This window comes from Mesorhizobium opportunistum WSM2075 (genome assembly GCF_000176035.2).
GTDB classification, from domain to species: domain Bacteria; phylum Pseudomonadota; class Alphaproteobacteria; order Rhizobiales; family Rhizobiaceae; genus Mesorhizobium; species Mesorhizobium opportunistum.
Genome location: NC_015675.1, coordinates 5,334,800 through 5,359,131, shown reverse-complemented (window position 1 = coordinate 5,359,131; position 24,332 = coordinate 5,334,800). Strand labels below are relative to the sequence as shown.

Annotated in this window: 26 protein-coding genes; 10 read left to right on the top strand and 16 right to left on the bottom strand. The window is 63.1% G+C overall.

Annotated features, from left to right (window positions below):
* Positions 1 to 37 precede the first annotated feature (37 nt).
* The 7 genes from MESOP_RS25955 to MESOP_RS25925 all read right to left on the bottom strand — a co-directional run bounded on the left by MESOP_RS25955 (position 38) and on the right by MESOP_RS25925 (position 7,018).
* A complete protein-coding gene (locus MESOP_RS25955; protein ID WP_013896309.1) occupies positions 38 to 1,015 on the bottom strand; it encodes a small ribosomal subunit Rsm22 family protein in 978 nt (325 codons plus the stop codon).
* A 2-nt stretch (positions 1,016 to 1,017) separates the two neighbouring features.
* Entirely contained in the window at positions 1,018 to 1,341 is a 324-nt protein-coding gene (locus MESOP_RS25950; protein WP_013896308.1) for a YnfA family protein, read from the bottom strand.
* Between the two features lie 93 nt (positions 1,342 to 1,434).
* Entirely contained in the window at positions 1,435 to 2,727 is a 1,293-nt protein-coding gene (locus tag MESOP_RS25945) for a cyclopropane fatty acid synthase (protein WP_013896307.1), read from the bottom strand.
* Positions 2,728 to 2,990: 263 nt separating this feature from the next.
* The gene (gene rplI / locus MESOP_RS25940; RefSeq protein ID WP_013896306.1) at positions 2,991 to 3,575 is read right to left on the bottom strand and encodes a 50S ribosomal protein L9; all 585 of its coding nucleotides are present in this window, start codon (positions 3,573 to 3,575) and stop codon (positions 2,991 to 2,993) included.
* Positions 3,576 to 3,838: 263 nt separating this feature from the next.
* Positions 3,839 to 4,087: a 30S ribosomal protein S18 gene (gene rpsR / locus MESOP_RS25935; protein WP_006203718.1), complete on the bottom strand. Its 249-nt coding sequence runs from the start codon at positions 4,085 to 4,087 to the stop codon at positions 3,839 to 3,841.
* A complete protein-coding gene (rpsF, locus tag MESOP_RS25930; protein WP_013896305.1) occupies positions 4,087 to 4,578 on the bottom strand; it encodes a 30S ribosomal protein S6 in 492 nt (163 codons plus the stop codon). The genes rpsR and rpsF overlap by 1 nt, the downstream gene beginning before the upstream one ends.
* Positions 4,579 to 5,065: 487 nt before the next feature.
* The gene (locus MESOP_RS25925) at positions 5,066 to 7,018 is read right to left on the bottom strand and encodes an LTA synthase family protein (protein ID WP_013896304.1); all 1,953 of its coding nucleotides are present in this window, start codon (positions 7,016 to 7,018) and stop codon (positions 5,066 to 5,068) included.
* A gap of 253 nt (positions 7,019 to 7,271) precedes the next feature.
* On the opposite strand from MESOP_RS25925, the gene fabD reads away from it, so the two are divergent.
* From fabD to fabF, 6 genes are all read left to right on the top strand, one after another.
* A complete protein-coding gene (gene fabD / locus MESOP_RS25920; protein WP_013896303.1) occupies positions 7,272 to 8,210 on the top strand; it encodes an ACP S-malonyltransferase in 939 nt (312 codons plus the stop codon).
* 55 nt (positions 8,211 to 8,265) lie between these two features.
* The gene (relB, locus tag MESOP_RS25915; protein WP_013896302.1) at positions 8,266 to 8,487 is read left to right on the top strand and encodes a type II toxin-antitoxin system RelB family antitoxin; all 222 of its coding nucleotides are present in this window, start codon (positions 8,266 to 8,268) and stop codon (positions 8,485 to 8,487) included.
* A complete protein-coding gene (locus MESOP_RS25910; RefSeq protein ID WP_013896301.1) occupies positions 8,471 to 8,737 on the top strand; it encodes a type II toxin-antitoxin system RelE family toxin in 267 nt (88 codons plus the stop codon). Before relB ends, MESOP_RS25910 begins: the two co-directional genes overlap by 17 nt.
* Positions 8,738 to 8,768: 31 nt before the next feature.
* Complete coding sequence (gene fabG, locus MESOP_RS25905; RefSeq protein WP_013896300.1) at positions 8,769 to 9,506, top strand: 3-oxoacyl-[acyl-carrier-protein] reductase; 738 nt, start codon at positions 8,769 to 8,771, stop codon at positions 9,504 to 9,506.
* 211 nt (positions 9,507 to 9,717) lie between these two features.
* Entirely contained in the window at positions 9,718 to 9,954 is a 237-nt protein-coding gene (locus tag MESOP_RS25900; RefSeq protein WP_006203723.1) for an acyl carrier protein, read from the top strand.
* Between the two features lie 34 nt (positions 9,955 to 9,988).
* The gene (gene fabF, locus MESOP_RS25895; RefSeq protein ID WP_013896299.1) at positions 9,989 to 11,251 is read left to right on the top strand and encodes a beta-ketoacyl-ACP synthase II; all 1,263 of its coding nucleotides are present in this window, start codon (positions 9,989 to 9,991) and stop codon (positions 11,249 to 11,251) included.
* A gap of 8 nt (positions 11,252 to 11,259) precedes the next feature.
* On the opposite strand, the gene MESOP_RS36285 is transcribed toward fabF, so the two are convergent.
* Positions 11,260 to 11,511: a hypothetical protein gene (locus MESOP_RS36285; RefSeq protein WP_245264976.1), complete on the bottom strand. Its 252-nt coding sequence runs from the start codon at positions 11,509 to 11,511 to the stop codon at positions 11,260 to 11,262.
* Between MESOP_RS36285 and mltG the strand changes: the two genes are divergently transcribed.
* From mltG to gmk, 3 genes are all read left to right on the top strand, one after another.
* A complete protein-coding gene (gene mltG, locus MESOP_RS25890; RefSeq protein WP_342447489.1) occupies positions 11,417 to 12,607 on the top strand; it encodes an endolytic transglycosylase MltG in 1,191 nt (396 codons plus the stop codon). The genes MESOP_RS36285 and mltG overlap by 95 nt on opposite strands.
* Positions 12,608 to 12,755: 148 nt before the next feature.
* Entirely contained in the window at positions 12,756 to 13,646 is an 891-nt protein-coding gene (locus tag MESOP_RS25885; protein ID WP_013896297.1) for a YicC/YloC family endoribonuclease, read from the top strand.
* Between the two features lie 21 nt (positions 13,647 to 13,667).
* On the top strand, positions 13,668 to 14,324 hold the full coding sequence (gmk, locus tag MESOP_RS25880) for a guanylate kinase (protein WP_049802478.1): 657 nt from the start codon (positions 13,668 to 13,670) through the stop codon (positions 14,322 to 14,324).
* 6 nt (positions 14,325 to 14,330) lie between these two features.
* Here gmk and MESOP_RS25875 read toward each other — a convergent pair whose 3' ends face one another.
* The 8 genes from MESOP_RS25875 to MESOP_RS35290 form a co-directional block, all read right to left on the bottom strand.
* Positions 14,331 to 14,624, bottom strand: coding sequence for a DUF1330 domain-containing protein (locus tag MESOP_RS25875; protein ID WP_013896295.1), 294 nt, complete (start codon positions 14,622 to 14,624; stop codon positions 14,331 to 14,333).
* A 167-nt stretch (positions 14,625 to 14,791) separates the two neighbouring features.
* Positions 14,792 to 15,616, bottom strand: a complete 825-nt coding sequence (gene rsmA, locus MESOP_RS25870; RefSeq protein ID WP_013896294.1) for a 16S rRNA (adenine(1518)-N(6)/adenine(1519)-N(6))-dimethyltransferase RsmA — start codon at positions 15,614 to 15,616, stop codon at positions 14,792 to 14,794.
* 25 nt (positions 15,617 to 15,641) lie between these two features.
* Positions 15,642 to 16,670: a 4-hydroxythreonine-4-phosphate dehydrogenase PdxA gene (gene pdxA / locus MESOP_RS25865; RefSeq protein ID WP_041165011.1), complete on the bottom strand. Its 1,029-nt coding sequence runs from the start codon at positions 16,668 to 16,670 to the stop codon at positions 15,642 to 15,644.
* Between the two features lie 31 nt (positions 16,671 to 16,701).
* Entirely contained in the window at positions 16,702 to 17,634 is a 933-nt protein-coding gene (locus tag MESOP_RS25860; RefSeq protein WP_041164328.1) for a peptidylprolyl isomerase, read from the bottom strand.
* A 91-nt stretch (positions 17,635 to 17,725) separates the two neighbouring features.
* Complete coding sequence (locus MESOP_RS25855) at positions 17,726 to 20,170, bottom strand: LPS-assembly protein LptD (RefSeq protein WP_013896291.1); 2,445 nt, start codon at positions 20,168 to 20,170, stop codon at positions 17,726 to 17,728.
* Complete coding sequence (lptG, locus tag MESOP_RS25850) at positions 20,170 to 21,255, bottom strand: LPS export ABC transporter permease LptG (RefSeq protein WP_031250372.1); 1,086 nt, start codon at positions 21,253 to 21,255, stop codon at positions 20,170 to 20,172. Before lptG ends, MESOP_RS25855 begins: the two co-directional genes overlap by 1 nt.
* Positions 21,252 to 22,454 (bottom strand): LPS export ABC transporter permease LptF, encoded by a 1,203-nt coding sequence (lptF, locus tag MESOP_RS25845; RefSeq protein ID WP_013896289.1) that lies wholly within the window; start codon positions 22,452 to 22,454, stop codon positions 21,252 to 21,254. The genes lptG and lptF overlap by 4 nt, the downstream gene beginning before the upstream one ends.
* 94 nt (positions 22,455 to 22,548) lie before the next feature.
* Entirely contained in the window at positions 22,549 to 22,788 is a 240-nt protein-coding gene (locus MESOP_RS35290; RefSeq protein WP_150111232.1) for a hypothetical protein, read from the bottom strand.
* Positions 22,789 to 22,817: 29 nt separating this feature from the next.
* On the opposite strand from MESOP_RS35290, the gene MESOP_RS25840 reads away from it, so the two are divergent.
* The gene (locus MESOP_RS25840) at positions 22,818 to 24,329 is read left to right on the top strand and encodes a leucyl aminopeptidase (protein WP_013896288.1); all 1,512 of its coding nucleotides are present in this window, start codon (positions 22,818 to 22,820) and stop codon (positions 24,327 to 24,329) included.
* The last annotated feature ends 3 nt before the right edge of the window (positions 24,330 to 24,332 follow it).

Sequence of the window (24,332 nt, the reverse complement as noted above, 5' to 3'; positions counted from 1 at the left end):
CCGAGTCTTTGGAACAGATCAAGAACAATCTTGGCGATCAGGCGCTTCCTTCGTCCAGCGTATCGCCCCAGTCCAGGCGCCGTGCCGCCTTGAACAGATCACCGTCGCGTTTGGTCAGCAATTTTTCGCCGGCGCTGCCGTCCGTTCCGCAAAGCTTGAGCAGAACCTTGCCTGAGCCGGACTTTGGCGGTGCGAGCACCCGCGCGGCATGCGCGGCGGCCGGTTGGCGCGAGGCGGCGACAAAAATGAACTTCTCGTCTTCCCACGGCACTTCCGCCTCCTTGGCCAGCCGGTGCAGGCGCGAGCGGGCGACGCGGCGGGAAAAGTGGCACCAGTCGGGCGGGGCGAGCGGGCAAGGCGCCTCATGCGGACAAGGCGCCAGCAGATGCGCGCCCGCCGCGATCAACCGCGCGCGCACCGCCAGGATTCGCTGCCAGCCGGCAGGCGTGCCCGGCTCGACAACGAGCAGCGTGTCGGCCGTGAGGTGCCAAAGCCGGTCGACAAGCTTCGGCAGGGATGCCGGAATGATCTCGTCCAGCACATAGGTACACGTCACCAGCTCGGCCGGCTCGAGATCGGCGAGGTCGATGGTGGCGTCGCCGGCCAGCCATTGGGTCCGGGCAGCGACTGCGCCGGCGGCGAGCGTCTCGCCGACCTTGCGTGCCGCCGCACTGGCTTCGAGGAGCACCGCCTGTTCGAGGTCGGGCCAGAGGTCCATCGTGGCCCAAAGCACCGTACCAGGCCCGGCTCCGATATCGAGCAGGCTTTTCGGGGTGAAATCCGGCCGGGCTTCATTCAGCACACCAAGACTGGCGCGGACCGCGGCATAGGTCGCTGGCAGCCGCGTCGCGAGATAAGCGTGCACGGCCAAATCCTGCGCCATGTGCAGGCGGCCATCGCGCAACTCGGCACGGTAGCGGTCTGAAAGCGTTTTCGCCGCTTGCTTCAGGGTCGCCAGCGGAACGTTTTCAAGCAGGCGCTCGACCCCTTGGCGAAGTGGCGCTGGCAATTCCATGGTCAGGCTCCGCGCGGTGCGAGCAGGATGACAGAGGCTCCGGCCATGCAGAGGACCGCGCCGGCAAGATCCCAGCGGTCGGGCCGCACGCCTTCCACCAGCCACAGCCAGGCGAGCGACGCCGTGATGTAGATGCCGCCATAGGCGGCATAGGCACGGCCCGCCGCATTGATGTCGACCAGTGCCAGGAGCCAGGCGAACAGGACAAGCGAGACGAAGCCCGGCGCCAGCCAGAGCGGCGACCTTTCCAGCCGCCACCATGCCCATACCGAAAAGCAGCCGGCGATCTCGGCCAGGGCCGCGGCAACATAAAGGAGATAGCTCATGAAAAAGGCCTCGCGACGATCACGAGGCCTTTTTCAGGGCAGGGGCGTGCGAAGGCAAGCGCCAACAGCGAAAGCGTACGAACGTTCCCGTTTCTATTCCGCCACCTTGCGGCGACGGGCAGGCTTGGCGGGCTTCTCGACGGGAGCCGCCTCGCGGCGGCCCAGGTCGCGCATTTCCAGCGCCTTTTCGCATTTGGCCATATAGTCGCGGGTCATCGGCAGCGTGTCGTTCTTCTTGGTGATCTGGAACTGGAAGATGACCAGGTCCTGCCAGCGGAAGGCGGCTTCCGAGGCGGCCAGATAGAATTCCCACATGCGGCAGAAGCGTTCGTCGTAGATCGCCTTGGCCTTGTCGCGGTTGGCGGCGAAGCGCTGGCCCCAGTGCTTCAGCGTATCGGCATAGTGGAGCCGCAGGATCTCGACGTCGGTGACCACGAGGCCGGATTTCTCGATCGCCGGCAGCACCTCCGACATTGCCGGGATGTAGCCGCCCGGGAAAATGTACTTGCGGATGAAGGCGCTGGTCGCCCACGGCACACCGGAACGGCCGATCGTGTGCAGCAGCATGACGCCATCGGGCTTCAACAGTGTCGCGGACTTGTCGAAGAAGGTGCGGTAGTGGTTGACGCCGACATGTTCGAACATGCCGACCGAAACGATGCGGTCGAAACGCTCGTTGAGCTCGCGGTAATCCTTCAGCTCGAAATGGACGTGGTTTTCCAGCCCCTGCGCGTGCGCCCGGTCGGTGGCCACGCCATGCTGTTCGGTCGACAGCGTCACGCCCTGCACGTCGACGTCGAAAGCCTTGGCGAGATAGAGCCCAAGCCCGCCCCAGCCGGAGCCGATGTCGAGCACCGTCTGGCCGGCCTTCAGCCTGAGCTTGGCGGCGATGTGGCGCTTCTTGGCGGCCTGCGCCTCGTCCAGCGTCATGTCCGGCTGTTCGAAATAGGCGCAGGAATACTGCATGTCCTCGTCGAGGAAGAGCCGGTAGAGATCGCCTGACAGATCATAGTGCCGCTGCACGTTGCGGCGCGAGCGCGAGGCGGTGTTGATCTGCTGCAGGCGGCGGAAGGCGTGGCGCAGGCCCTCGATGGCTTTCGACCAGGTCGCGTCGATGCCGCCGCTGCCCATGTTCTGGAAGGCAATTCGCATCACACCGAGCACGCCGCCGTCGAGAATGTCGAGTTCGCCATCCATGTAGGATTCAGGCACCGCCAGCATCGGATCGAACGTGATGGCGCGTTCGGCATGTCGGGTCTTGATGTGCAGGTGCACCGGCTCGCCGCTGCCGTCGCCGAACACGAATGTCGTGCCCTTCGGTCCGGTCACTTTGAGACTGCCGGTGCGAACCAGGCGATCGAGAACGCGCTTCAAGAGAATATTCATGACCTAATGTCCCCAGGGTGCCTTACGCATGGCCCGAAAACCGCAATCGACTTTCGGACTGGATCATGCGCCGAACTCTAATTCCACACGTCCTTTGCGCGTCCAAAGGACGCGCGACGATCTAGTCTGCAACAATATATGGGGACCCGGAAAGTTCCTTTTGGCACAAAAAAGCCCGGGCGAGAGGCCCGGGCGTTGGTCCACAAAGGACGGATAACGGCAATGTGATCGGAGCTTAGCTCCAATCCCTTGCGAGGGTGAGATCAGGCGTTGTCTTCGCCGCCTTCGAACTCGGCGTTCGGATCGAAGAAGTTTTCCGGCCGGGCGTTGTCGTTGATGTCGTCGCCATAAATGGCTTCGGCGGTGGTCAGCGTCTCGCCCTTGGCCTGGCGTTCGGCTTCGTCGGCCGTGCGGGCGATGTTGAGCGTGATCGTGACTTCGACTTCCGGGTGCAGCGCGATCGCCACATTGGTGACACCGATGGTCTTGATCGGCTGGTTGAGCTGGATCTGGTTGCGGTTGACCGTGAAACCTTCCGCCGTCAGCAGGTCGGCGATGTCGCGCGTCGACACCGAACCATAGAGCTGACCGGTCTCGCCGGCCGAGCGGACGGCGATGAAGCTCTTGCCGTCGAGCTTTTCGGCAACCTGGGCGGCTTCCGACTTACGCTCGAGGTTGCGGGCCTCGAGCTGGGCACGCTGGCCTTCGAACTTCTTCTTGTTGGCCTCGTTGGCGCGCAGCGCCTTGCCCTGCGGCAAGAGGAAATTGCGGGCAAAGCCGTCCTTGACCTTGACGGTATCACCCATCTGGCCGAGTCGGGAAACGCGTTCGAGAAGAATGACTTCCATGGTTTTGTTCCTTTCAGTTGGGCGTCGATCTCGGGATCGATGCCAATTCTTGGGAACAGGTCAGGAAGCAAAGGGCGTTGCCGCCGGTGTCGCTGTCCTGCCTGTCGGCAGTTAGAGGCTTTGGCCTCAACCCGGGATTTCCTGCATGTCGCCCAAAAGTGGGTTCCCGGCTTTGGGACAACGACATGCATCGTCAAGACACTCCAGCGGCGCCCGTCGCCGTGGAGAAAAAGCGGGCGACAAAGCCGCCCGCTCGGAGAAATTTAGCGAACCACGTAAGGCAGCAGGCCGAGGAAGCGGGCGCGCTTGATCGCCTTGGCGAGCTCACGCTGCTTCTTCTGGCTGACCGCGGTGATGCGCGACGGCACGATCTTGCCGCGCTCGGAAATGTAGCGCTGCAGCAGACGCACGTCCTTGTAGTCGATTTTGGGCGCGTTGGCGCCGGAGAACGGGCAGGTCTTGCGGCGACGATGGAACGGGCGCCGGGTCGGGATCTGGTTGATGTCGACCATTATTCTGCACCCCCTTCAAAGCCTTCGCGCGGACGGCGCGGACCACGCTCGCCACCGGCATCGCCGAAGCTGCGCGGCGGACGGTCGCCGCGATCGCGGTCGCCGAACGAACGCGGGCCACGGTCACCACGGTCGCGGTCGCCGAAGCCACCGCGCTCCGAGCGCTCTTCGCGCTTCTGCATCATCGCCGAGGGGCCTTCCTCATGCGCCTCGACCTTAATGGTCAGGAAGCGCAGCACGTCCTCGGACAGGCCCATCTGGCGCTCCATCTCGTTGAGCGCTGCCGGCGGGCAGGTGAGGTCCATCAGCGTGTAGTATGCCTTCCGGTTCTTGTTGACCCGGTAGGTGAGGGACTTCAGTCCCCAGTTCTCGACCCGGCCGACGGACCCGCCATTTGCTGCGATGACGCCCTTGTACTGTTCGACAAGCGCATCGACCTGCTGCTGCGAGAGGTCCTGCCGGGCAAGAAACACATGTTCGTAAAGAGCCATTATGTCTTCGTGCCTTTCTTCGTTTCTCTCCCGGTTCCCGGCGGCAAAAGCCTCTGCAACTTCTCTGACCCGGATCCCTTGAGGGGCGGGGAAGAAAGGAGCATGACGAGACGGTCGAGAGCGGAGACACGGGAGGCGGAAGCACTTCTGGCTTCACGCGAAGGTTTTTGAGAAAACCTCCGGCCCTCCGTTCAGCCCCCAGCTAGGACCGGCAGATTGCGGGCGTCTATATAGCAATCCGCAGGGAAGGCAAGGGCGGGTGGCGTTCGCGATGTCGCAGGGGCCCTGTGTCGCAAAGGGGGCGATGTCGCAAGGGGGGCGATGTCGCAGGGGAAGGTCAAATGGCGACAACCGCAAGACTTTGCGATTTCCCCGCAGCGGCAAGCATTTCCGGGGATGAGATGCTTCTCAAGAGCAGATCGCCAACAAGTTCTCGAAGCTGCAACTAACGAATTGAGTGTTCGATCCCCTCAGAGGGACTGCAGGCTCAACTCATGTGGGCTACGACCTTGTCGACCGTTTCGGGGAAGAAGTCCGGCGCCGCGTGCCGCTTGCCGAACATCATGTCATATTGCAGCAGGCGGAAGTCGCGGATCGCCGGGTCGATGTCCTTCTGCCGCGCCCAGTCGGGCGTGGCTTCCCCGGCCGGCGTCAGCAACAGGTTGCGGTCGACGACGCGGTAGCGTTCGCGCATCTCGCCCAGGAAGCCGGTGTAGTAGGGATGGGTGATGCCGGCCGTCTTCAGGATATGATAGGGCAGGAAGGCGGGGCTGACCGCACCCAGGTCCTCGGCCGGACCGGTGCGGTTCGACCAGATGACCAGCGGCGTCTCGTGATGCTGAAGGGCATCCTGCGGTGACGCCTCCTTGCGCGGCGCGACATTGTCCTTGAGGAAGCCGGTTTCGACGTAAACCGGGCCCAGCGGCGGCAGATGGTCGCCGAAGAAGGCGATCACCGTGGGACGGGAGCGCTTCTTTGCCCATTCGACGAGGCGCTCGAGACCGCGATCGGCATCCGCGGATCCCTCCGCATAGCTCAGCAGCGATTCACGCGCCCACTGGCTGATCGGCGCCTGCACCTTGTGGGTCGGGTTGTAGTAGCGGTTCGGCTCGTAGGGACCATGGTTCTGCAGGCTGACCGCGAAGAAGAACACCGGCTGCTCGCTGGCGTCGGCTTCGCGGATGATCTCGTCGGTCATCGCCGCATCCGATGCCAGCGGTCCGCGCTTTTCCATCGGCGGCAGCGTCTCTTCCGACTTGAAGTCGTTGAAGCCGAAATCGGCGTACACCGCGCCGCGGTTCCAGAACCAGTTGGTGCCTGGATGTATGGCACGCGCCTGATAACCCTCGCTCTTCAGGAAGGTTGCCATCGACGGCGTCGGGGTGCGCACATATTGCTGGTAGGGGATGCTGCCGGCCGGCAGGAAGGCGTTCGAGAAGCCGGTCAGCGCTTCGAACTCGATATTGGCGGTCATGCCGCCGAATTCGGGCGAGAACATATAGCCCGAGCGCAACGCCCGCACATTGGGAATGGGGTCCGGCGTAATGGTGACCCCTGGCAGCTTGGTCGGATCCCAGAACGATTCGCTCATGACGACGATGATGTCCGGTTTCTCGGCGGGCACGGAGGCTGTCACCGCTGGCCTCTCGATCGCGGCGATCGCCTTGTCGGAATAGCCGGCCGGCGCCGAGACATGCGCCATCGGCACGTTGAGCGCGAAAGCGAGCGCAAAGCCGTTGGAGGCGTAGTTTTCCTTCTGGTCCCACATGATCGGGATGATCTGCAGCCGGTCCCTGGTCCACGAGAAGGTGGCGTAGTCCATGATCGAGACAAAGAAGGCGAGCAGCGGAACCGCCAGCGTCAGCCGGGCGAGGCGGCCCTTGCGGCTGAGTGCGAGGACCTTGCGGCGCCACAGCCGCCAGCCATAGACGAGCAGCGACAGGCCGGCGACGATGCCGACGACCATGGCGAGCGCGGTCATTGGCCGGTCGCGAACCAGCAATGGCAGCAGGGCGACGATCTGGCGGGCGTAGAGGAAATCCGTCGGATAGAGCGGGTCGCCGAGATAATGCGACTTCTGATGGCCGACAAAGGCCAGGGACAGGGTCAGCGGAGCCACGATCATCAGGCTCTGGTGGCTACGGCCGAGCACGGCGTCGAGGCCGATCAGGATCAGCGCGAACACGACGATCGTGGTCCAGCCCGGCTTGAGCGGTTGCAGGAAGAAGGAGACGGTGCCGGCGAAATCACCGCGCACGATCAGTTCGATGGCGAACACCAGGATGGCCGCGATCGCCAGGCTGATCAGCCCGTAACGGACAACCGGCCATCTCCGGCCCGGCAGGTAGCCGGTGGACGGATCGTCTTCCAGGAATTGCGGCACGGCTTTACCGCTACGTTTCGAACTCTTTGTCACTTCAACTTCCCCACCCAGCGACAAACACGTCACTCGATTGTCATATAATTGTCACGCAAAGCTAGCGCCTGTGGCGGAAATAAGAAGAGCCAGCAAACGATTCGTGAGCGGTTTTCATCAGGAGTGATCGCCAAAAAGCCTTTGGGAACAGGCACTCGGCGGTTGACGAGGCCGCCCGGCAGGGGCGAACTGGGCTTGACTTGGCGGCCTGCCTTGCGTCACAGGCAAGAAAAACCCGCCTATCAGGCAAGCAAAACCAGCCGTTGGGAGCCTTCGCATGGCCGTCGCATTCACCTTTCCGGGACAAGGAAGCCAGGCTGTCGGCATGGGCAAGGATCTCGCCGATAGCTTTCCCGAGGCGCGCAGGGTCTTCCAGGAAGTCGATGACGCGCTCGGCGAAAACCTGTCGAAGCTGATCTGGGAAGGTCCCGAAGAGGCCCTGACGCTGACGGCCAACGCACAGCCGGCGCTGATGGCGGTATCGCTGGCGGCCATCAGGGCGCTGGAATCGCGCGGGTTCTCGCTGAAGGACAAAGTCGCCTATGTCGCCGGCCATTCGCTGGGCGAATATTCGGCTCTGGCCGCCGCGGGCTTCGTTTCCGTTGGCGATGCCGCGCGGCTGCTGCGCATTCGCGGCAACGCCATGCAGGCGGCGGTACCTCCCGGCGAGGGCGCCATGGCGGCGATCATCGGACTGGAGCAGGCGGATGTCGAAGCTGCCTGCGCTGAAGCGGCCAAAGGGTCTGTCTGCCAGGTCGCTAACGACAATGGCGGCGGCCAATTGGTCATCTCCGGCGCCAAGGCCGCAGTCGAACTGGCCGCTAGGCTTTGCATCGAAAAGGGCGCCAAGCGGGCGCTGATGCTGCAGGTCTCGGCACCTTTCCATTCGGCGTTGATGACGCCGGCCGCGGAGATCATGCGCGATGCGCTCGCCGAAGTGGCCAAGGCCGCACCGGTGGTTCCGATCGTCTCGAACGTCACAGTCACCCCGACGAGCGACCCGGACGAGATTTCGCGGCGCCTGGTCGAGCAGGTGGTCGCCCGCGTGCGCTGGCGCGAGACGGTCGAATGGTTCGGCGCCAACGGCGTCACCGCGCTCTACGAAATTGGCGCTGGCAAGGTGCTGTCGGGGCTGGCGCGGCGCATCAACCGCGACATCGCTACCGCGTCGGTCGGTGCGGCGGTTGACGTCGAGGCGGCGCTAGCGGCGCTCTGACTTGAATTCTCCCCTGCGCGGCTGTACATGAATACATGTATTCATGAGGATTGCCATGCCGACCTCTATAAGACTGGCTCCCGAGATCGAGGAGCGCCTGGATTTCCTGGCGGCCAGGACCGGCCGCAGCAAGGCTTACTATCTGCGCGAACTCATCGAGCGCGGTATCGAGGAAATGGAAGACTATTACCTCGCCGCTGAAGTTCTGGAGCGGATCAGGCGTGGCGAAGAGGATGTCATGAAGGGCGAGGACTTCTGGCGTGGCCTGGACGCTTGAATACGCCCGTTCAGCGCGCAAATTCGTTGAAAAGCTGGATCCAAAAACGCGGCATCGCATCCGGGACTTCATTGAAAACCGTATCGCGGTGCTCGACAATCCACGTGAAGCCGGCAAGGCGCTGAAGGGCCCTTTGGCGACTTTTTGGAGATACCGGGTTGGGGATTATCGCATTATCTGCGATGTGCAGGACAGCCGGCTGGTCGTTCTGGTGGTAACCATCGGCCACCGTGGTGACATCTACAGATAATCGCCCGCCCCATTTAAGAAGAGGACAAGACATGTTCGAATTGACCGGCCGCAAGGCGCTCGTTACCGGGGCATCGGGAGGCATCGGCGAGGCAATCGCCAGGGTGCTGCATGCGCAGGGCGCCATTGTCGGCCTGCATGGCACGCGCATCGAGAAGCTGGAGACGCTGGCCAACGAACTTGGCGACCGGGTCAAGCTGTTTCCGGCCAATCTGTCGAACCGCGACGAGGTCAAGGCGCTCGGCCAGAAGGCGGAAGCCGATCTGGAAGGTGTCGACATCCTGGTCAACAATGCCGGCATCACCAAGGACGGCCTGTTCGTGCGCATGTCGGACGCCGATTGGGACAGCGTGATCGAGGTCAATCTGACCGCCGTTTTCCGGCTCACCCGCGAACTCACCCATCCGATGATGCGCCGGCGCCATGGCCGCATCATCAACATCACCTCGGTGGTCGGCGTGACCGGCAATCCCGGCCAGACCAATTACTGCGCCTCCAAGACCGGCATGATCGGCTTCTCGAAGTCGCTGGCGCAGGAGATCGCCACCCGCAACATCACCGTCAACTGTGTGGCCCCCGGCTTCATCGAATCGGCAATGACCGACAAGCTCAACGACAAGCAGAAAGAGGCGATCATGGCGGCCATCCCGACGCGCCGCATGGGCACCAGCGTTGAAGTCGCGTCCGCGGTCGCCTATCTCGCCTCCAACGAAGCAGCTTACGTCACGGGCCAGACCGTCCACGTCAATGGCGGCATGGCGATGATCTGAACGAGGCCCGGCGGCAACGCTGCCGGGTTGTGAAAAGAGACCATTTCGCCTTGGACCTCAGCTATTTTTCGTGTAATGCGGCCCGCAACCCGGCGGTTCGGGCAAAAACCGGTCCGTGGCCGTTGCGTTTCCGGCAGGACCATCTTTCAGCTTGATTAGCGGCATTCTGCCCGCTAACGAAGACAGACAAACAAAAGACGAGGATGCCCAAATGAGTGACACCGCAGAGCGCGTCAAGAAGATCGTCATCGAACACCTTGGCGTCGATGCCGACAAAGTGACGGAGCAGGCGAGCTTCATCGACGATCTGGGCGCCGACAGCCTCGACACGGTCGAACTCGTCATGGCGTTCGAAGAAGAATTCGGCGTCGAGATTCCCGACGACGCGGCCGAGACCATCCTGACCGTCGGGGATGCGGTGAAGTACATCGACAAGGCTTCGGCCTGACGCTTTCTGCTGTCACCACCGGGGAGGACCTGCGATGAGGCGTGTCGTCGTCACGGGCCTTGGGTTGTTGTCACCGTTCGGCATGGGCTTCGAGCACAGCTGGAAGGAACTTCTGACCGGCCGCAGCGCCGCCAAGCGCATCACCGAGTTCGAGGTGGAGGATCTTGCCTGCAAGATCGCCCACGTCGTTCCGCGTGGCGACGGCAGCAATGCTACCTTCAATCCCGAGGCCGTGCTCGAGCCGAAGGAATTGCGCAAGATCGGCGACTTCATCCTGTACGGGATTGCCGCCGCCGACGAGGCGCTGAAGGATTCCGGCTGGGAACCCAAAACCCATGAAGAGCAGTGCGCCACCGGCGTTCTGATCGGTTCCGGCATCGGTGGTATCGAGGGCATCGCCGAGAACGCGATGATCCTCAAGGAGCGCGGTCCGCGCCGCATCAGCCCTTTCTTCATCCCCGGCCAGATCATCAATCTCGTCTCCGGCCAGGTTTCGATCCGGCACGGGCTGAAGGGCCCGAACCATGCCGTCGTCACTGCCTGCTCGACCGGCGCGCACGCCATTGGCGACGCTGCCCGGCTGATCATGTGGGGCGATGCAGACGTCATGGTCGCCGGCGGTGCCGAAGCGCCGGTGACGCGGCTGTCGATCGCCGGCTTCGCCGCATGCCGGGCGCTGTCGACCGAGCACAATGATACGCCACAGACTGCATCGCGCCCCTACGACCGCGACCGTGACGGCTTCGTCATGGGCGAGGGCGCCGGCGTCGTCGTGCTGGAGGAGCTGGAGCACGCCAAGGCGCGCGGCGCCAAGATCTATGCCGAGGTTACCGGCTATGGCCTGACTGGCGATGCCCATCACATCACCGCGCCCGCCGAGGACGGTGACGGCGCCTTCCGTTGCATGACGGCGGCCCTGAACCGAGCCAAGCTGACGCCTGCCGATGTCGACTACATCAACGCCCATGGCACCTCGACCATGGCCGACACGATCGAGCTCGGCGCCGTCGAGCGGCTTGTCGGCAATGCCGCGTCCAAGATTTCGATGTCGTCGACCAAATCGTCGATCGGCCATCTCCTGGGGGCGGCGGGCGCCGCCGAAGCGATCTTCTCGATCCTCGCGATCAGGGACAATGTCGCGCCGGCGACCATCAACCTCGACAACCCCGAACGCGAAACCGCGATCGACCTGGTGCCGAACAAGCCTCGCTCCCGCCAGATCGACGTCGCGTTGTCCAATTCCTTTGGCTTCGGCGGCACCAACGCATCGCTTGTGTTCCAGCGCTACAATGGCTGATCGTCCGGTTACCGGGCGGTGCTTTGACGTGTCGTCAATTTTGCCATATTCGCCCCTACTCTGCCGCAGGGGATTCGTTGAGAGATCAAACGGTAGGGCGAAATGAACACAAACCCGGCAGGCAACGGAGAATTCGGCCAACGTCCGGCGAGCACTGGGCCGATCGTGCCGAAAACAGCCAGCGAAGCCTTGCGGCCTGAAGCCGGAACGCCGCCGCCGAAGCGCTCGCGCGCTTCTCGCAGCCAGGTCGTGGTGTTCATGAACTTCGTCATCTCCTCGGTGATGCTGATGGTGCTGGCGGCGGGCGTGGCGGTCTACTTCGGCAAGCAGGAATTCACCGAACCCGGCCCCTCGGCCAATGGCGACACTTTCCTGGTCAAGCCGAACACCGGCGTCCAGGATATCGCCGACCAGCTCGAGCGCCGCGGATTGATCAGCGACGCTCGTATCTTCCGGCTTGGCGTGCGCGCCTTCGGCAATGATTCCGCGCTCAAGGCCGGTGAATACGAGGTCAAGCCCAGGGCATCCATGCGCGACATCATGGAGCTTTTGAAGAGCGGCAAGTCGGTGATGTACTCACTGACGATTCCGGAGGGGTTGACGGTCGAGCAGGCTCTGCAGCGTATCGCGGGCGAGCCCGCCTTGAGCGGCGACATGCCGGCCAAGACGCCACCAGAGGGCAGCCTGGCCACCGACACGCTGCGTTTCACGCGCGGCGCGACGCGCCAGCAGATGATAGACAAGTTGCTGGGCGATCAGAAGAAGCTGGTCGACGAGGTATGGCAGCGGCGCGCGCCGGACCTGCCGCTGTCGAACGTCGACGAGTTCGTCACCCTGGCCTCGATCGTCGAGAAGGAAACCGGCAAGGGTGACGAGCGTTCACGGGTGGCCGCGGTCTTCCTGAACCGGCTGGCCAAGGGCATGCGCCTGCAATCCGATCCAACCATCATCTATGGTCTGTTCGGCGGCAAGGGCAAGCCGGTGGACCGGCCGATCTACCAGTCCGACATACAGAAGCAGACGCCTTACAACACCTATCTGATCAGCGGCCTGCCGCCGACGCCCATCGCCAATCCGGGGCGTGCGGCACTTGAGGCCGTGGCCAATCCATCGAAGACCGACGATCTCTATTTCGTTGCCGATGGCACGGGCGGTCACGTTTTTGCCGCGACGCTGGACGAGCACAATGAAAACGTCGCCCGCTATCGTGCGTTGCAGAAGAAGCAGGCCGATGAAGCGGCCAAGGCCGCCGCAGCCGCCGGGGCCAGCGGCAGTGCCGACAAACCTGCTGACGGCAGCGACGGCAGCGACGGCGACAGTGGCGACGCCGGCGGCGATGCGGGTGCCGCCCAGTAAGACGAAGAAGGCTGGAAGGGCGACAGCCCTGACATTTGAAGCAACGCCACGCGTCCGATTTCGACGTCCCGCGGCGTGATCGTTTTTAAGCAGCATCTGCCCTGTCCGGGATGGTTTCGGGGCGATGCGCCAGGGGTGTGTAGGCGACATGAATTTGCAGAGCATGACCGGATTTGCCCGTGCCGTCGCCGAGCATGAAGGGACCTCGGTCGCTTGGGAGGTCAAGTCCGTCAACGGCAAGAGCGTCGAGGTGCGGCTGCGGCTGCCGCAAGGATTCGAGCGGCTGGAGCCGGCGGTCAGGCAAACGCTGCAGAAGCGTTTCGCCCGTGGCAATTTCCAGGCGACGCTGACCATCGGCCGTGCCGCCGGCGCGCAGGCGCAGCCGGTCGTCAACGAGGCGTTCCTGAAGGATCTGGCGGGGCTCGCCAAGCGGCTGCAGGAACAATTTGGCGTTGCTCCCGCGACGGCCGACGGCCTGCTTTCGCTGCGTGGCGTACTCGACATTCCCGAAACCGTCGAAACCGAAGAGGTGCGCGCCGCGCTCGATGCGGCCATCATGGCGGCGCTAGACGTGGCGCTGAAAGGGCTCGAACAGGCGCGGCACGGCGAGGGTGCTGCACTGGCGCTGCTTTTGTCCGGCCATATCGACGCCATCGAGGCCTTGACGCTGCTCGCCGAGGCGGACCCGTCGCGCGATGCGGCGGCGATCCGTGAACGCATCGCCGAGCAGGTCAGGCTGCTGATGGACCCGTCCGCCAATCTGGATGCGAGCCGGCTGCACATGGAAGCGGCGTTTCTTGCCACCAAGGCCGACATTCGCGAAGAGATCGACCGGTTGAAAACGCATGTCGCGTCTGGCCGGGCGCTGATCGAGGGTGGCGGCGCCGTCGGCCGCAAGCTCGATTTTCTGGCACAGGAATTTAACCGCGAATCGAATACGCTGTGTTCGAAGTCGAACGCCGCCGCCGTCACCGCGATCGGGCTGGAACTGAAGGCCGTGGTCGACCAGTTTCGTGAACAGGTCCAGAATCTGGAGTAGCCGATGGTTGCCAAGGAACCGATGGTTGCCAGGGATTTGGGCTCCCGCATTCGTCGCCGGGGGCTGATGCTCGTCCTGTCGTCGCCATCCGGCGCCGGCAAGTCGACCATCGCGCGCAACCTTCTGGAAAGCGACTCCAGCCTCGAACTGTCGGTCTCGGTCACCACCAGGCCGCGTCGCGGCAGCGAGATCGAGGGTGTTCACTACCATTTCCGCACGATGCGCGACTTCGAACGGTTGCGCGATTCCGACGCGCTGCTCGAGTGGGCCGAGGTGCATGGCAACTGCTATGCGACACCGCGCGAACCCGCCGAACTGGCGCTGGCGCAAGGCCGCGACATGCTCTTCGACATCGACTGGCAAGGCGCCCAGCAGCTCAAGGAGAAGATGCGCGCCGATATCGTCTCGATCTTTATCCTGCCGCCGTCGATGAAGGAACTGAAGGCGCGCCTGAAGCGCCGCGCCGAGGACCAGGAAGCGGTGATCGAGACGCGGCTCAAGAACGCCCGCAACGAGATCGAGCACTGGAAGGAATATGATTTCGTCATCGTCAATGACGACCTCGATCGTGCCTTCGCCGAAGTGCGCGGCATCGTCGTGGCCGAGCGGCTGAGGCGCGATCGTCGGCCTGGTCTGTTCGATTTCGTCTCTGGCCTGTTGGACGAAAAGACCGGCTGACCGGTTTCAGGATGCCATGCCGTCGACCAGGATCAGATTGCGGCTGAGCGCGGCGTCGCGCACGTCCAGTGCAGCGGCATACTCAGCGGAAGCGTACCAACGCCTGGCCCGTTCCATGTCAGGAAATTCGACGACGATCAGCGGCCGGGGATGCCACTTGCCTTCCAGCGCCTCCACCTGGCCGCCACGCACCAGATAGCGCCCGCCGTGCTGTGCGATGGAGGCAGCGGCACGGGTCCGATAGATCTCGATCGCCTCTTCGTCGCGGATGGTGACATCGGAAATGATGTAGGCGGGCATTTGGTTCTCCAGCATATTGCCAGATTATCTATGCCGTGAGCGAGGCGTTTCCAGACCTGCCGGTGCTAGAGCATTTCACCGTTTCACGGAAACGGCGAACCGCTCTATCTCTTTGTTTTTACGCAATTCCGGACGGAAAACCGTGTCACACTTTTCCTGGAATTGCTCTATACCAAATTGGTCAGCCGCACGAACTCCTCGACGCTGAGCGTTTCGGCACGGCGGGTCGGATCGATGCCTGCGCGCTCGAGCAGGGTCTCGCCGCCGAGGCTTTTCACGCTCTGCCGCAACATCTTCCGGCGTTGGCCGAAAGCGGCTTCCGTGACGCGGCCGAGTTTTTTCACGTCGGCGGGCAGGGGTGTCGCGCGCGGCTCCAGATGCACCACCGAAGAGGTAACCTTGGGCGGCGGCGTGAATGCCTGGGGTGGCACGTCGAAGGCGATCCTGGCCTGGGTACGCCAGCCGGCCAGCACGCCAAGCCTGCCATAGGCATCGCTGCCGGGTGCGGCGACGATGCGCTGGGCCACCTCACGCTGGAACATCAGCGTCATCGAGGCATAGAAGGGCGGCCAGTCCGTGACCGTCAGCCAGCGGATCAGCAACTCGGTGCCTATGTTGTAGGGCAGGTTGGCCACGATCTTCGTCGGCGCGCCGGCGGCGAGCGCGGCAAAGTCCGTTTTCAGCGCGTCGCCGGCAATAATCTCCAGCCGGCCCGGATAATGTTCCGAAACCTCGGCCAACGCCGCCAGGCAGCGTTCGTCGCGCTCGATGGCAATGACCCGTCGGGCGCCGTTGAAAAGCAGCGCCCTTGTCAGGCCGCCGGGGCCCGGCCCAACCTCGATTATCGTGGTGTTTGTCAGGTCGCCCGCGGCACGCGCGATCTTGCTGGTTAGATTGAGGTCGAGCAGGAAATTCTGGCCGAGCGCCTTTTTCGCCTGCAGCTCATGGCGCTCAATGACGTCGCGCAGCGGCGGCAACCCGTCGATGCTCATGCCGGAAAGCCAGAAGGGGGAGTGTTCATGCGGCCGCGGCCCTTGCGTCGGTGTCAGCCAGCTTCCTGGCCAGCTTCAACGCAGCGATCAGGCTGTCGGGGCGCGCAATGCCCTTGCCGGCGATGTCGAAGGCGGTGCCATGGTCGGGCGAGGTTCGGATGAAGGGCAGGCCGAGCGTGACGTTGACCGCCTCGTCGAAGGCCAATGCCTTGGCCGGGATCAAAGCCTGGTCGTGATACATGCACAGCGCCGCGTCGTAGCCCGCCCGCGCCCGGGGATGGAACAATGTGTCGGCCGGCAGGGGACCGAAAGCGTCGATGCCCTCCGCGCGCAGGATGTCGACGGCCGGGCGCACGATACGCTCGTCCTCAAGGCCCATGGAGCCGCCTTCGCCGGCATGCGGATTGAGGCCCGCGACGGCGAGCCTCGGCTTGGCGATGCCGAACCGGCTGGCGAGGTCGGCGGCGGTGATGCGTGCGGTGGCGACGATCAACTCGGTGGTCAGGGCCTTCGGCACCTCGGCCAGGGCGATGTGGATGGTGACGGGAACCGTGCGCAGGTCAGGACCCGCCAGCATCATCACCGGCAGCGCCTCGACGCCGGTGTGCCGGGCCGCCAGATGCGCCAGATATTCGGTATGGCCGGGAAAGCGGAATCCGGCATCGTAGAGCGGCTTCTTGGCGATGGGGCACGTGACGACGGCGGCGGCGTCACCGGCAAGGCAGGCAGCGACAGCGCGATCGATGGCCTCGACGGTGCCGGCTGCATTGGCCGGATCCGGCCGGCCCGGACTGTCGACACAGCGCGCCGTCAGCGGAACGATCGGCAGGGCCTGGGCGAATGCCCGTGCCGATTGCGCGGGCGTTGTCTCGATGATCGGCACCGACAGGCCGAGCTGGCCTGCCCGCGAGGCGATCAGTGCCGGATCGGCAAGCAGATAGAAGGCAGGTACGCCAAGAGCTTCACGCGCCATAAAGGCGGCGATGGCGATTTCGGGGCCGATGCCGGATGGATCGCCGGCGCTCAACGCCAGCGCGCTCACCGCGTCATCCACGTCAGCGCCATTCACGTCAGCGCCACTCACGTTAGCGCTTGACGATGTGGGCTTTCGCCTTCAACTCTTCGACATATTTCTTGCTGAGCTCGTCGGCATTCTTGTCGCTGGAGCCTTCGCTCTGGAACACCATCTGGGCGGTCTTGTCGTCGGACACTTCACGCGATGAGCATATGCCGATGAACTCGACGCCGCGCTCGGTCTCGCGCGTGACGGTGGCGCCACCGACCTTGGTCGCCTTGATCTGCTCGGCCCAGTCCGGCGGCAATTGCGGCGCCAGCACCCGGCCCAGGTCGCGAACGGTGACGTCGATCAGGCCCTTGGCGAATTCGCGCGTCGTGGTGCAGCCGTTGAAACGGGCGCGCATGGCGTCGGCCTCGCGCTTGCGCTTGGCCAGCGTGGCGCTGCGCTCGGACGCCGGCACGACGAAGATGACCTGCTGCAGCATGTATTCGGTGGCGCTTGGCTTGGCGCCACCCTTGTCGAGCATGCGCCTGACCGCATCCTGCTCGGTCACGCTGCCGCCCTCGCCGGAACGGTAGCGCGCGCCCAAGGCCTGGTTCCAGGCCATCTGGGCGCGGATGAACTCCTTGAAGTGGTCCTTGCCGACGCCGGATTTTTCCATGACGCCGTTAAGCTGGCTGAGTTGCATCTTGTTGCTGGTTGCAAAGCGCTGATAGGCCGCTTCGACTTGGGCGTCGCTGATGCGGATACCAAGCCGTCTGGCTTCCGCGAGGCGCAGCGTCTGGTCGATCATTTCCTGGGCTGCATCGCCCTTCTTGCGCTGCAGTTTGAGGAAGGCGGCACGATGCGCGATATCACCAGTTGTGATCGGTACGTTGTTGACGACGTATTTGATCTCACTGGCGAAAGCCGGCGGCGTCATGACGGTCATCGACACGGATGTCGCCGCCACAAGCAGCGCAAACCCTGCTGAAAAGAGGTATTTCCTCATCGTTGGCATCCCAATTTTATCATCCCGGCTCCGCCCAATTTCGTCCTCATCCGGGTGCGCGAATCCGTGCCAGCCCTATGCGGCGAAACGATGTCGCCGACTACTGGATGGTGTCGATGGCGTTGGTCGACGAGCCGAAGTCGCCGAGCGTACGGAACGACAGGTTGAAGCCGATGCTCTGCGTCACCTCCCTGGTGTTCAGGTCGCGCGACTGCGAGTACGTCATCAGATAGGTGAAGCAGGAATCATTATAGGCAAAGCCCACCCCATCCTTGACCAGCAGGCTTTCCTGCAGGTCGTAGGTGCCTGTACCGAAGACGCGCCAGTTCTCGGCAAGATGCGTCGAGGCACCCAGCGTGACTTCATGACGGTCGGTCGTGAAACCATAGAGCGGCTGAGCCTGGATGAAGGCATATTTGGCGCTCAGCGATACCGGCAGCCCCGAATAGGCGGCTTTGAACTCGGCACGGCGGATCTCGAAGGTCTGTTCGTCGAAGCGACCGCTGACCGAGGCCGCGAACCCGTTGGGGCTGTTGATGCCAAACAGGCCGACATAGTCGGACTTGGTGTCCTGAAGACCCGAATAGGCGCCGACATTGACCAGATCCGGCGCCGCGAAGGAGTTCTCGCCGCCAATCTGATAGGACTGGCCGAAAATGGCGTTGGTACCCCAGCCGTTCATATAGGAGCCGGAATAGCGGAAGCCGACATTGGCGCGCGTGCCGCCTTCCACACGATCGTAGCCGGAGAACTTGTCGCGTTCGAACAGGGTGGTCGCATCGAACACCATGCTCTGGGCGTCTTCGTTCGGAATGGCGAGGCCGCCGACATACTGTTCGTTCGGACGCACAAAGACCTGTGCCATCGGTTCGATGACATGGCTGGACCCGCTGGCCATCGAAAACAGCAGCGGCCAGCGCATCTCCAGCCCGGCGGTTGCCATGTAACGGGCAAATGAAGAGCGCATGTCATCGCTGGTATTTATATCAGGATTGGCCGCCATCTGGTTGACGGCGGCGAGCGACGCCGACGACGCGTTGAGATAATCAACGTCGCCCTGAAATGCTAGCAACGGCGTCAGCACCAGCCCGCCGTCGGTGACGAATGTCCGCTTCCACTCGGCCTCAGCTGTGAGACGCCCCGATTCACCTTCAATGCCGCGCACGCGCTGCACAGGCGTGGTGGCATCGTATGGGGTGTTGTAAGTCTGATCGAGTTCATCGCGACGGAGCACCCGCGCGTGGACATTGAGCGACAACTGGCCGCCGGCGACCGCGACGTCGGGGATGTTTGTATAGTCGAACGACGGCAGCACCCAGGGCTGCTGATCGCTTCGCGCGGAGATATAGTTGTTGGGCGTGTTCTCCTGGACATCGAAGTGCATGGCGCGCACGTCGAAATAATTGCGGCCGTTGAGACCCGTCAGGTAAACCGTCGACTGGTGGACGGCGGCATTGTACTTGTCGATGTTGTAGGTGCTGGAGAAGTCCTTGTCGGTCTGCAGCAGAACGTCCCAGCCGAAATTCCAGCGTTCGTTGATGGCGAACTTGCCCTGCGTGCCCATCATGCCGCGGAACTTGTTCGGATCGCCCGCCGCGCCCGAATCGATGTTGTGGCCACCGGTAGAGGGGAAGGCGGTGGTATCAATGAAAGCGTCGGGGTTCTGCTGCTGGATCCCGGCAATCTTCAAACTGTATTCGCCGTTGTTGAACCGCTGGCGCCACTCGGCCTCTCCGAGGAAGCCCTGCTTGGTGTAGCCGCTTCCCGACACCGTCAGGTCATAGGTCGGCGACAGTGCGAAATAATAGGGAACCTTGACGCTGTAGCCCAGGTGGCTGTTGTAGCTGATACTGGGGATCAGGAAGCCGCTCTTGCGCTTGACCGTCGGGTCGGCAATCTCGAACGCCGGCAGGTAGGCGAGCGGGAAGCCAAAGAACTCGAAATTCGCGTTCTCGAAGCGAACCGTTTTCTTCTCGCCGTTCCAGATGATCTTCCTGGCCTTCACGCGCCAGGTCGGCGCTTTGTTGGGCTTGTCCTCGCACGGCTCGCAGGCGGTGTAGACGCCATTGTGGAACGTGGTCAGCACGCCGCCCATGCGTTCGGCGCTTTCGGCGGCGAAATAGGCCTTGTCGATGGTCTCGACGCGCAGTGCGTTGACGAAACCGTCGGCGAAATCGTCGGTTATATCGATATGATCCGAATTGATCTTGGTGCCGTCGCTGTTGATGACTTCGACATTGCCGCTGGCGACCATCCGCTTGGTGTTGCGGTCGTATACGACTTTCTGGGCAACCAGGCGGTTGCCGCCATAATCGATCTGCACGCCGCCGACGGCAGTCACGGTCTGGTTGTCGTTGTTGTAAACCAGCGTGTCGGCGGCCAGCAGCATCTGCGAGCCGGACGGAACCTTGGCCGCAACGTCACCGACCTCCTGCGCGACCGCAGGCAGCGGGACGGCGCAGGCAAACAAGCATGCCAAAGCGCTCGCCGCATAAAGGCGCGCCAAATGGGCCTGCCTGCTACTGGGCAAAACCGCTTCCCTCACTAGCCGTCTTCCTTGTATAGCAGGAAAGTCACCCCGAAGAACATAGCTACCACGACCGGCACCCACGCGGCTACGGCAGTCGGCACGAATCCCGCCACGCCGAATGCCTTCACCAGCACCGAAACGACATAAAGCAGAAAGCCGGCAACGACGCCACCCAGAATCATCGTTGCCGATTGTCCCATCCTCGCAAACCGCATTGAAACTGTTGCAGCAATCAGCGTCATGGCGACGAGGAGGAACGGCAACGCCACCAGCGAATCAAACTGCATGGCAAAGGCATTTGCCTTGAGGCCGAAGGAACGGGCAACCTCGATTTTTCCGGGCAGGTCGTAGAAAGGAATGGTTTCCGGGCGTGCCAGCCGCTCCTGCACGAATTCCGGCTTCAGATTGGTCGGCACGCGATCGTTCGCCGCGGACTGGATGACGCCGTTCCTGAAGGTCTTGACGTCCTGCAATTCCCAATAGCCGTCCCGAAGGTAAGCGCGCACCGCATCCTTGCGCTCGGCGATATTGCCTTGCTGGTCGAGGATGAAAAAGACGGCGTCGGACATCTCCAGGCCCTGGTTGAGGATGGCCCGCGCGCCGATGATGGTGTCGCCGGAACTGGTTTTCTGGCGAATCCAGGGCGCCGCGTCGGCCGAAACCGTGTTCGATTTTCCGGAGCGCAACTGGGTCTCGATCTGTTCGGACAAGGAGAAGGCGTGCGCGGCGAGCGGGTTGATGATCCCGACCGATACGACGCCGAACAGCAGTGCTCCGATGCAGCACGGCAAAAGGAATTGCCAGGCGGAGACGCCGGCCGAACGCGCGATGACCAGCTCGTAGCGCCGGTTGAGCGATACCAGCGTCGCCATCGCCGAGAACAGGCCCACGAACGGCACCGTCTGCAGCATGATCATCGGCATCCGGAGGCCTGAAATGGCCATCGCCGTCCCATAGGTGAAGCCGGGCAAGCCGGTGGTACGGCCGGACAGCTCGGTGAAATCGATCAGGAACACCAGCGCCAGCAGGCCGAGGAAGAACCAGATCGTGATCGCCACGTAGCGGAAGAAGAAATATCGGCCCAGCGTCCAGCCCATCAGCCGACCCTCTGACCTGAAGTGTCGCGCCTGGACAAACGCAGTTTGAGGGAATTCCAGCCGTCACCGATGCGGCTGGCCAGATTTGTCATCCAGTCCGCCCAGGCCACCGGCAATTCCATGGTCCGGTTGGAGACGATGAACCAGATCGCCACCGCCGAGGCCACGATGGGCACGCCATAGACCATATAGCCGTATTGCGGGATCTCATCGGCCTTGCTCGCGGCAAAGAAGCCCAGCCAGCGCACGAACAGCGATATTGCAATGGCCGTGATCAGCGGATTGACGCGCGCCTCCCGGTGCGAGCGCGCGTCGCCCGCGACCGCCAGTGCGATCAATGCGAAGACCATGGAATAGGTCCACTCTGAAAACCGCTGGTCGATCTCGGCCCGGTACTCCTGTGGATTTTGCTGATAGTTCTTGTCGTTGGCGCTGGGATTGAGCAGGTATTGGGTGGTCTGGTCCTTCGGCAGCAGCGTTACTTGATTGGCCGCCGACATGAAGGCCGACATGTCAAAGGCATAGGAGGTGAACCGGATGACACTGAGGTCACCGGTCAGCGTTTTGCGATGAATGACGCCGTCATTCATCATCAGCACCTTTTCGCCGCCGCGTTCGATGATGCTGCCGGTCTTGGCATAATAGACGAGATTGACGCCTTCCTCGCGCGAATCGGCGACGAAGATGCCACCCAGTTTGTTGTCGGGGAGCCGCTCGCCGATCTGCAGGAAAAGCCCATCCTCGATCTTTCGGAAGGTGCCTTCCTGGATGATCAGCGACAACAGGTCGGAGCGCGACTCCGCCACCAGGGCGCGGTTCTTCTGCCGCGCATAGGGGTCGATGCCGTTGTCCACCGCAAAGGAAAAGACGCTTGCGGCCAGCGCCAGAAGCATGATCGGCCGCACAATCGTCCACCGCGAGGCGCCCGAGGCGTTGACGACCGCGAGCTCCGAATCCGAATTCATGACGCTGAGTGTCTGGGCGACCGCCACCACCAGCGCGAAAGGCACGACGATCGGGATGATCGAGGGAAGGATGAGGGATGCGACCTCGAAGAAGGTCAAGGCGGACTGGCCGCTGTCGGTGACCAGATCGATCTTGGCCAGCACCTGCGTCGTCCACACGATGGCCAGCGTCCAGACCAGCGCCGCCATGAAGACCACGAAAGCGCGGCGCATGATGTAGCGTTCAACGACCGTCATGAAGGCTTTACTCGGTTTTCTCGAACGGCATCATGCCACCACGCTAAGGGTAGCTGTCCGGCGACGACCGCACAACTGGCTCCGATGGGCTCGATCAGGCAGGCGATCCGGTTCCCGTCCCACGTCGCGTGCCGCTGTGGACCGGAGTGTCGGCGGCAATGGATAAGAAAGGGCGAACATCGATGGTTAACAACAGGTTGCGGCATGAAGCGGGGCCGTGCCGCGACGAATCGCCATCGATTCCATGTGTCATATGGGTAGCCATTTTGGCAAAGTCTTGCCAAATGCCGGAAAACGACCAAATGTCGCGGATCGCTTCAACCGCTTCGCGCACAGTCAAACACTCCCCGAAAGCAGGACATGATGAACCCGAGACCGTCGATCGCCTTTGCAAAATTCGCCGCGCCCCAGGCTGCGGCGAGCAGGAAGGGCACCGTGCTCGTGCTGTCGGCGGATGACGGCGGCTTGACCGAGGCGGCCAGGGCTTACGATCCCGGCAAGACGCTGGAGCGCGCTTTCCCGGTGGCCGAGTTCACCGGCAAGTTCGCCGGCGTCGTCGAAATTCTGGCGCCGGAGGGATCCTCGCTCGACAGGTTGGTCGCGATCGGCGCCGGCAAGGCGTCGGGGCTCGACGAATATGCCTGGCTGAAACTCGGCGGCACCATTGCGGCGTCGCTGCGCAAGGCAACCGATGTGGCCGTGGTGCTCGACCTGGCCGGCGCCTCGCCCGATGGCAAGGATGCCGCCAGCCTCGCGGCGGGCATTCTCCTGCGCAGCTATTCCTTCGACAAGTACAAGACCAGGAAGGACAAGGATGACGCAAAGGCCGATCCCAGGAAGCCAGCCAAGGTCACCATCCACACCGCCGACCCGGCAGGCGCCAAGAAGGCCTTCGCGGATGCCGAGGCGGTGATCGACGGCGTGCTTCTGGCGCGCGACCTGGTCAACGAGCCGGCAAACGTGCTGGGACCGGTCGAGTTCGCCGCCCGCGCCAAGGAACTCGAGGCACTCGGCGTCAAGGTCGAGATCCTGGCCGAGAAGGAGATGAAGAAGCTCGGCATGGGCTCGCTGCTCGGCGTCGCGCAAGGCTCGCCTCGCGGCGCCCGCATGGCCGTCATGCAGTGGAACGGCGGCAAGCCCAAGGACAGCCCTGTCGCCTTCGTCGGCAAGGGTGTCACCTTCGACACCGGCGGCAATTCGATCAAGCCCGCATCGGGCATGGAAGACATGAAGGGCGACATGGGCGGTGCCGCGGCGGTCACCGGCCTGATGCATGCGCTGGCCGCCCGCAAGGCGAAGGCCAATGTCGTCGGCATCATCGGCCTCGTGGAAAACGCCGTCGACGGCCATGCCCAGCGCCCCGGCGACATTGTCACGTCCATGTCGGGGCAGACCATCGAGGTGCTCAACACCGACGCGGAAGGGCGCCTCGTGCTGGCCGACGCGCTGTGGTACTGCAACGACCGCTTCCAGCCGAAATTCATGGTCAATCTGGCGACGCTGACCGGCGCCATCATGGTCGCGCTCGGCGTGCATTACGCCGGCCTGTTCTCCAACAATGACGAGTTGGCGCAAAGGCTGACGGCCGCGGGCCAGTCGACGCAGGAGCGGCTGTGGCGCATGCCGCTTGGCGCCGAATACGACAAGCTGATCGATTCCAAGAACGCCGACATGAAGAACATAGGCGGCCGCTACGGCGGCGCGATCATCGCCGCGCAGTTCCTGCAGCGCTTCGTCAAGGACACGCCCTGGGCGCATCTGGACATCGCCGGCACGGCGATGGGCTCGCCGTCGAACGAGATCAACCAGTCGTGGGGCTCGGGCTTTGGTGTGCGGCTGCTCGACCGGCTGGTGCGCGATCATTACGAGAGCTGACCT

Bases quoted from the DNA above. Each gene is read 5' to 3' on its own strand.
- MESOP_RS25955 (WP_013896309.1), bottom strand. From the start codon at position 1,015: ATGGAATTGCCAGCGCCACTTCGCCAAGGGGTCGAGCGCCTGCTTGAA.
- MESOP_RS25950 (WP_013896308.1), bottom strand. From the start codon at position 1,341: ATGAGCTATCTCCTTTATGTTGCCGCGGCCCTGGCCGAGATCGCCGGC.
- MESOP_RS25945 (WP_013896307.1), bottom strand. From the start codon at position 2,727: ATGAATATTCTCTTGAAGCGCGTTCTCGATCGCCTGGTTCGCACCGGC.
- rplI (WP_013896306.1), bottom strand. From the start codon at position 3,575: ATGGAAGTCATTCTTCTCGAACGCGTTTCCCGACTCGGCCAGATGGGT.
- rpsR (WP_006203718.1), bottom strand. From the start codon at position 4,087: ATGGTCGACATCAACCAGATCCCGACCCGGCGCCCGTTCCATCGTCGC.
- rpsF (WP_013896305.1), bottom strand. From the start codon at position 4,578: ATGGCTCTTTACGAACATGTGTTTCTTGCCCGGCAGGACCTCTCGCAG.
- fabD (WP_013896303.1), top strand. From the start codon at position 7,272: ATGGCCGTCGCATTCACCTTTCCGGGACAAGGAAGCCAGGCTGTCGGC.
- relB (WP_013896302.1), top strand. From the start codon at position 8,266: ATGCCGACCTCTATAAGACTGGCTCCCGAGATCGAGGAGCGCCTGGAT.
- fabG (WP_013896300.1), top strand. From the start codon at position 8,769: ATGTTCGAATTGACCGGCCGCAAGGCGCTCGTTACCGGGGCATCGGGA.
- MESOP_RS25900 (WP_006203723.1), top strand. From the start codon at position 9,718: ATGAGTGACACCGCAGAGCGCGTCAAGAAGATCGTCATCGAACACCTT.
- fabF (WP_013896299.1), top strand. From the start codon at position 9,989: ATGAGGCGTGTCGTCGTCACGGGCCTTGGGTTGTTGTCACCGTTCGGC.
- MESOP_RS36285 (WP_245264976.1), bottom strand. From the start codon at position 11,511: ATGAACACCACGACCTGGCTGCGAGAAGCGCGCGAGCGCTTCGGCGGC.
- MESOP_RS25885 (WP_013896297.1), top strand. From the start codon at position 12,756: ATGAATTTGCAGAGCATGACCGGATTTGCCCGTGCCGTCGCCGAGCAT.
- gmk (WP_049802478.1), top strand. From the start codon at position 13,668: ATGGTTGCCAGGGATTTGGGCTCCCGCATTCGTCGCCGGGGGCTGATG.
- MESOP_RS25875 (WP_013896295.1), bottom strand. From the start codon at position 14,624: ATGCCCGCCTACATCATTTCCGATGTCACCATCCGCGACGAAGAGGCG.
- rsmA (WP_013896294.1), bottom strand. From the start codon at position 15,616: ATGAGCATCGACGGGTTGCCGCCGCTGCGCGACGTCATTGAGCGCCAT.
- MESOP_RS25860 (WP_041164328.1), bottom strand. From the start codon at position 17,634: ATGCCAACGATGAGGAAATACCTCTTTTCAGCAGGGTTTGCGCTGCTT.
- lptF (WP_013896289.1), bottom strand. From the start codon at position 22,454: ATGACGGTCGTTGAACGCTACATCATGCGCCGCGCTTTCGTGGTCTTC.
- MESOP_RS25840 (WP_013896288.1), top strand. From the start codon at position 22,818: ATGAACCCGAGACCGTCGATCGCCTTTGCAAAATTCGCCGCGCCCCAG.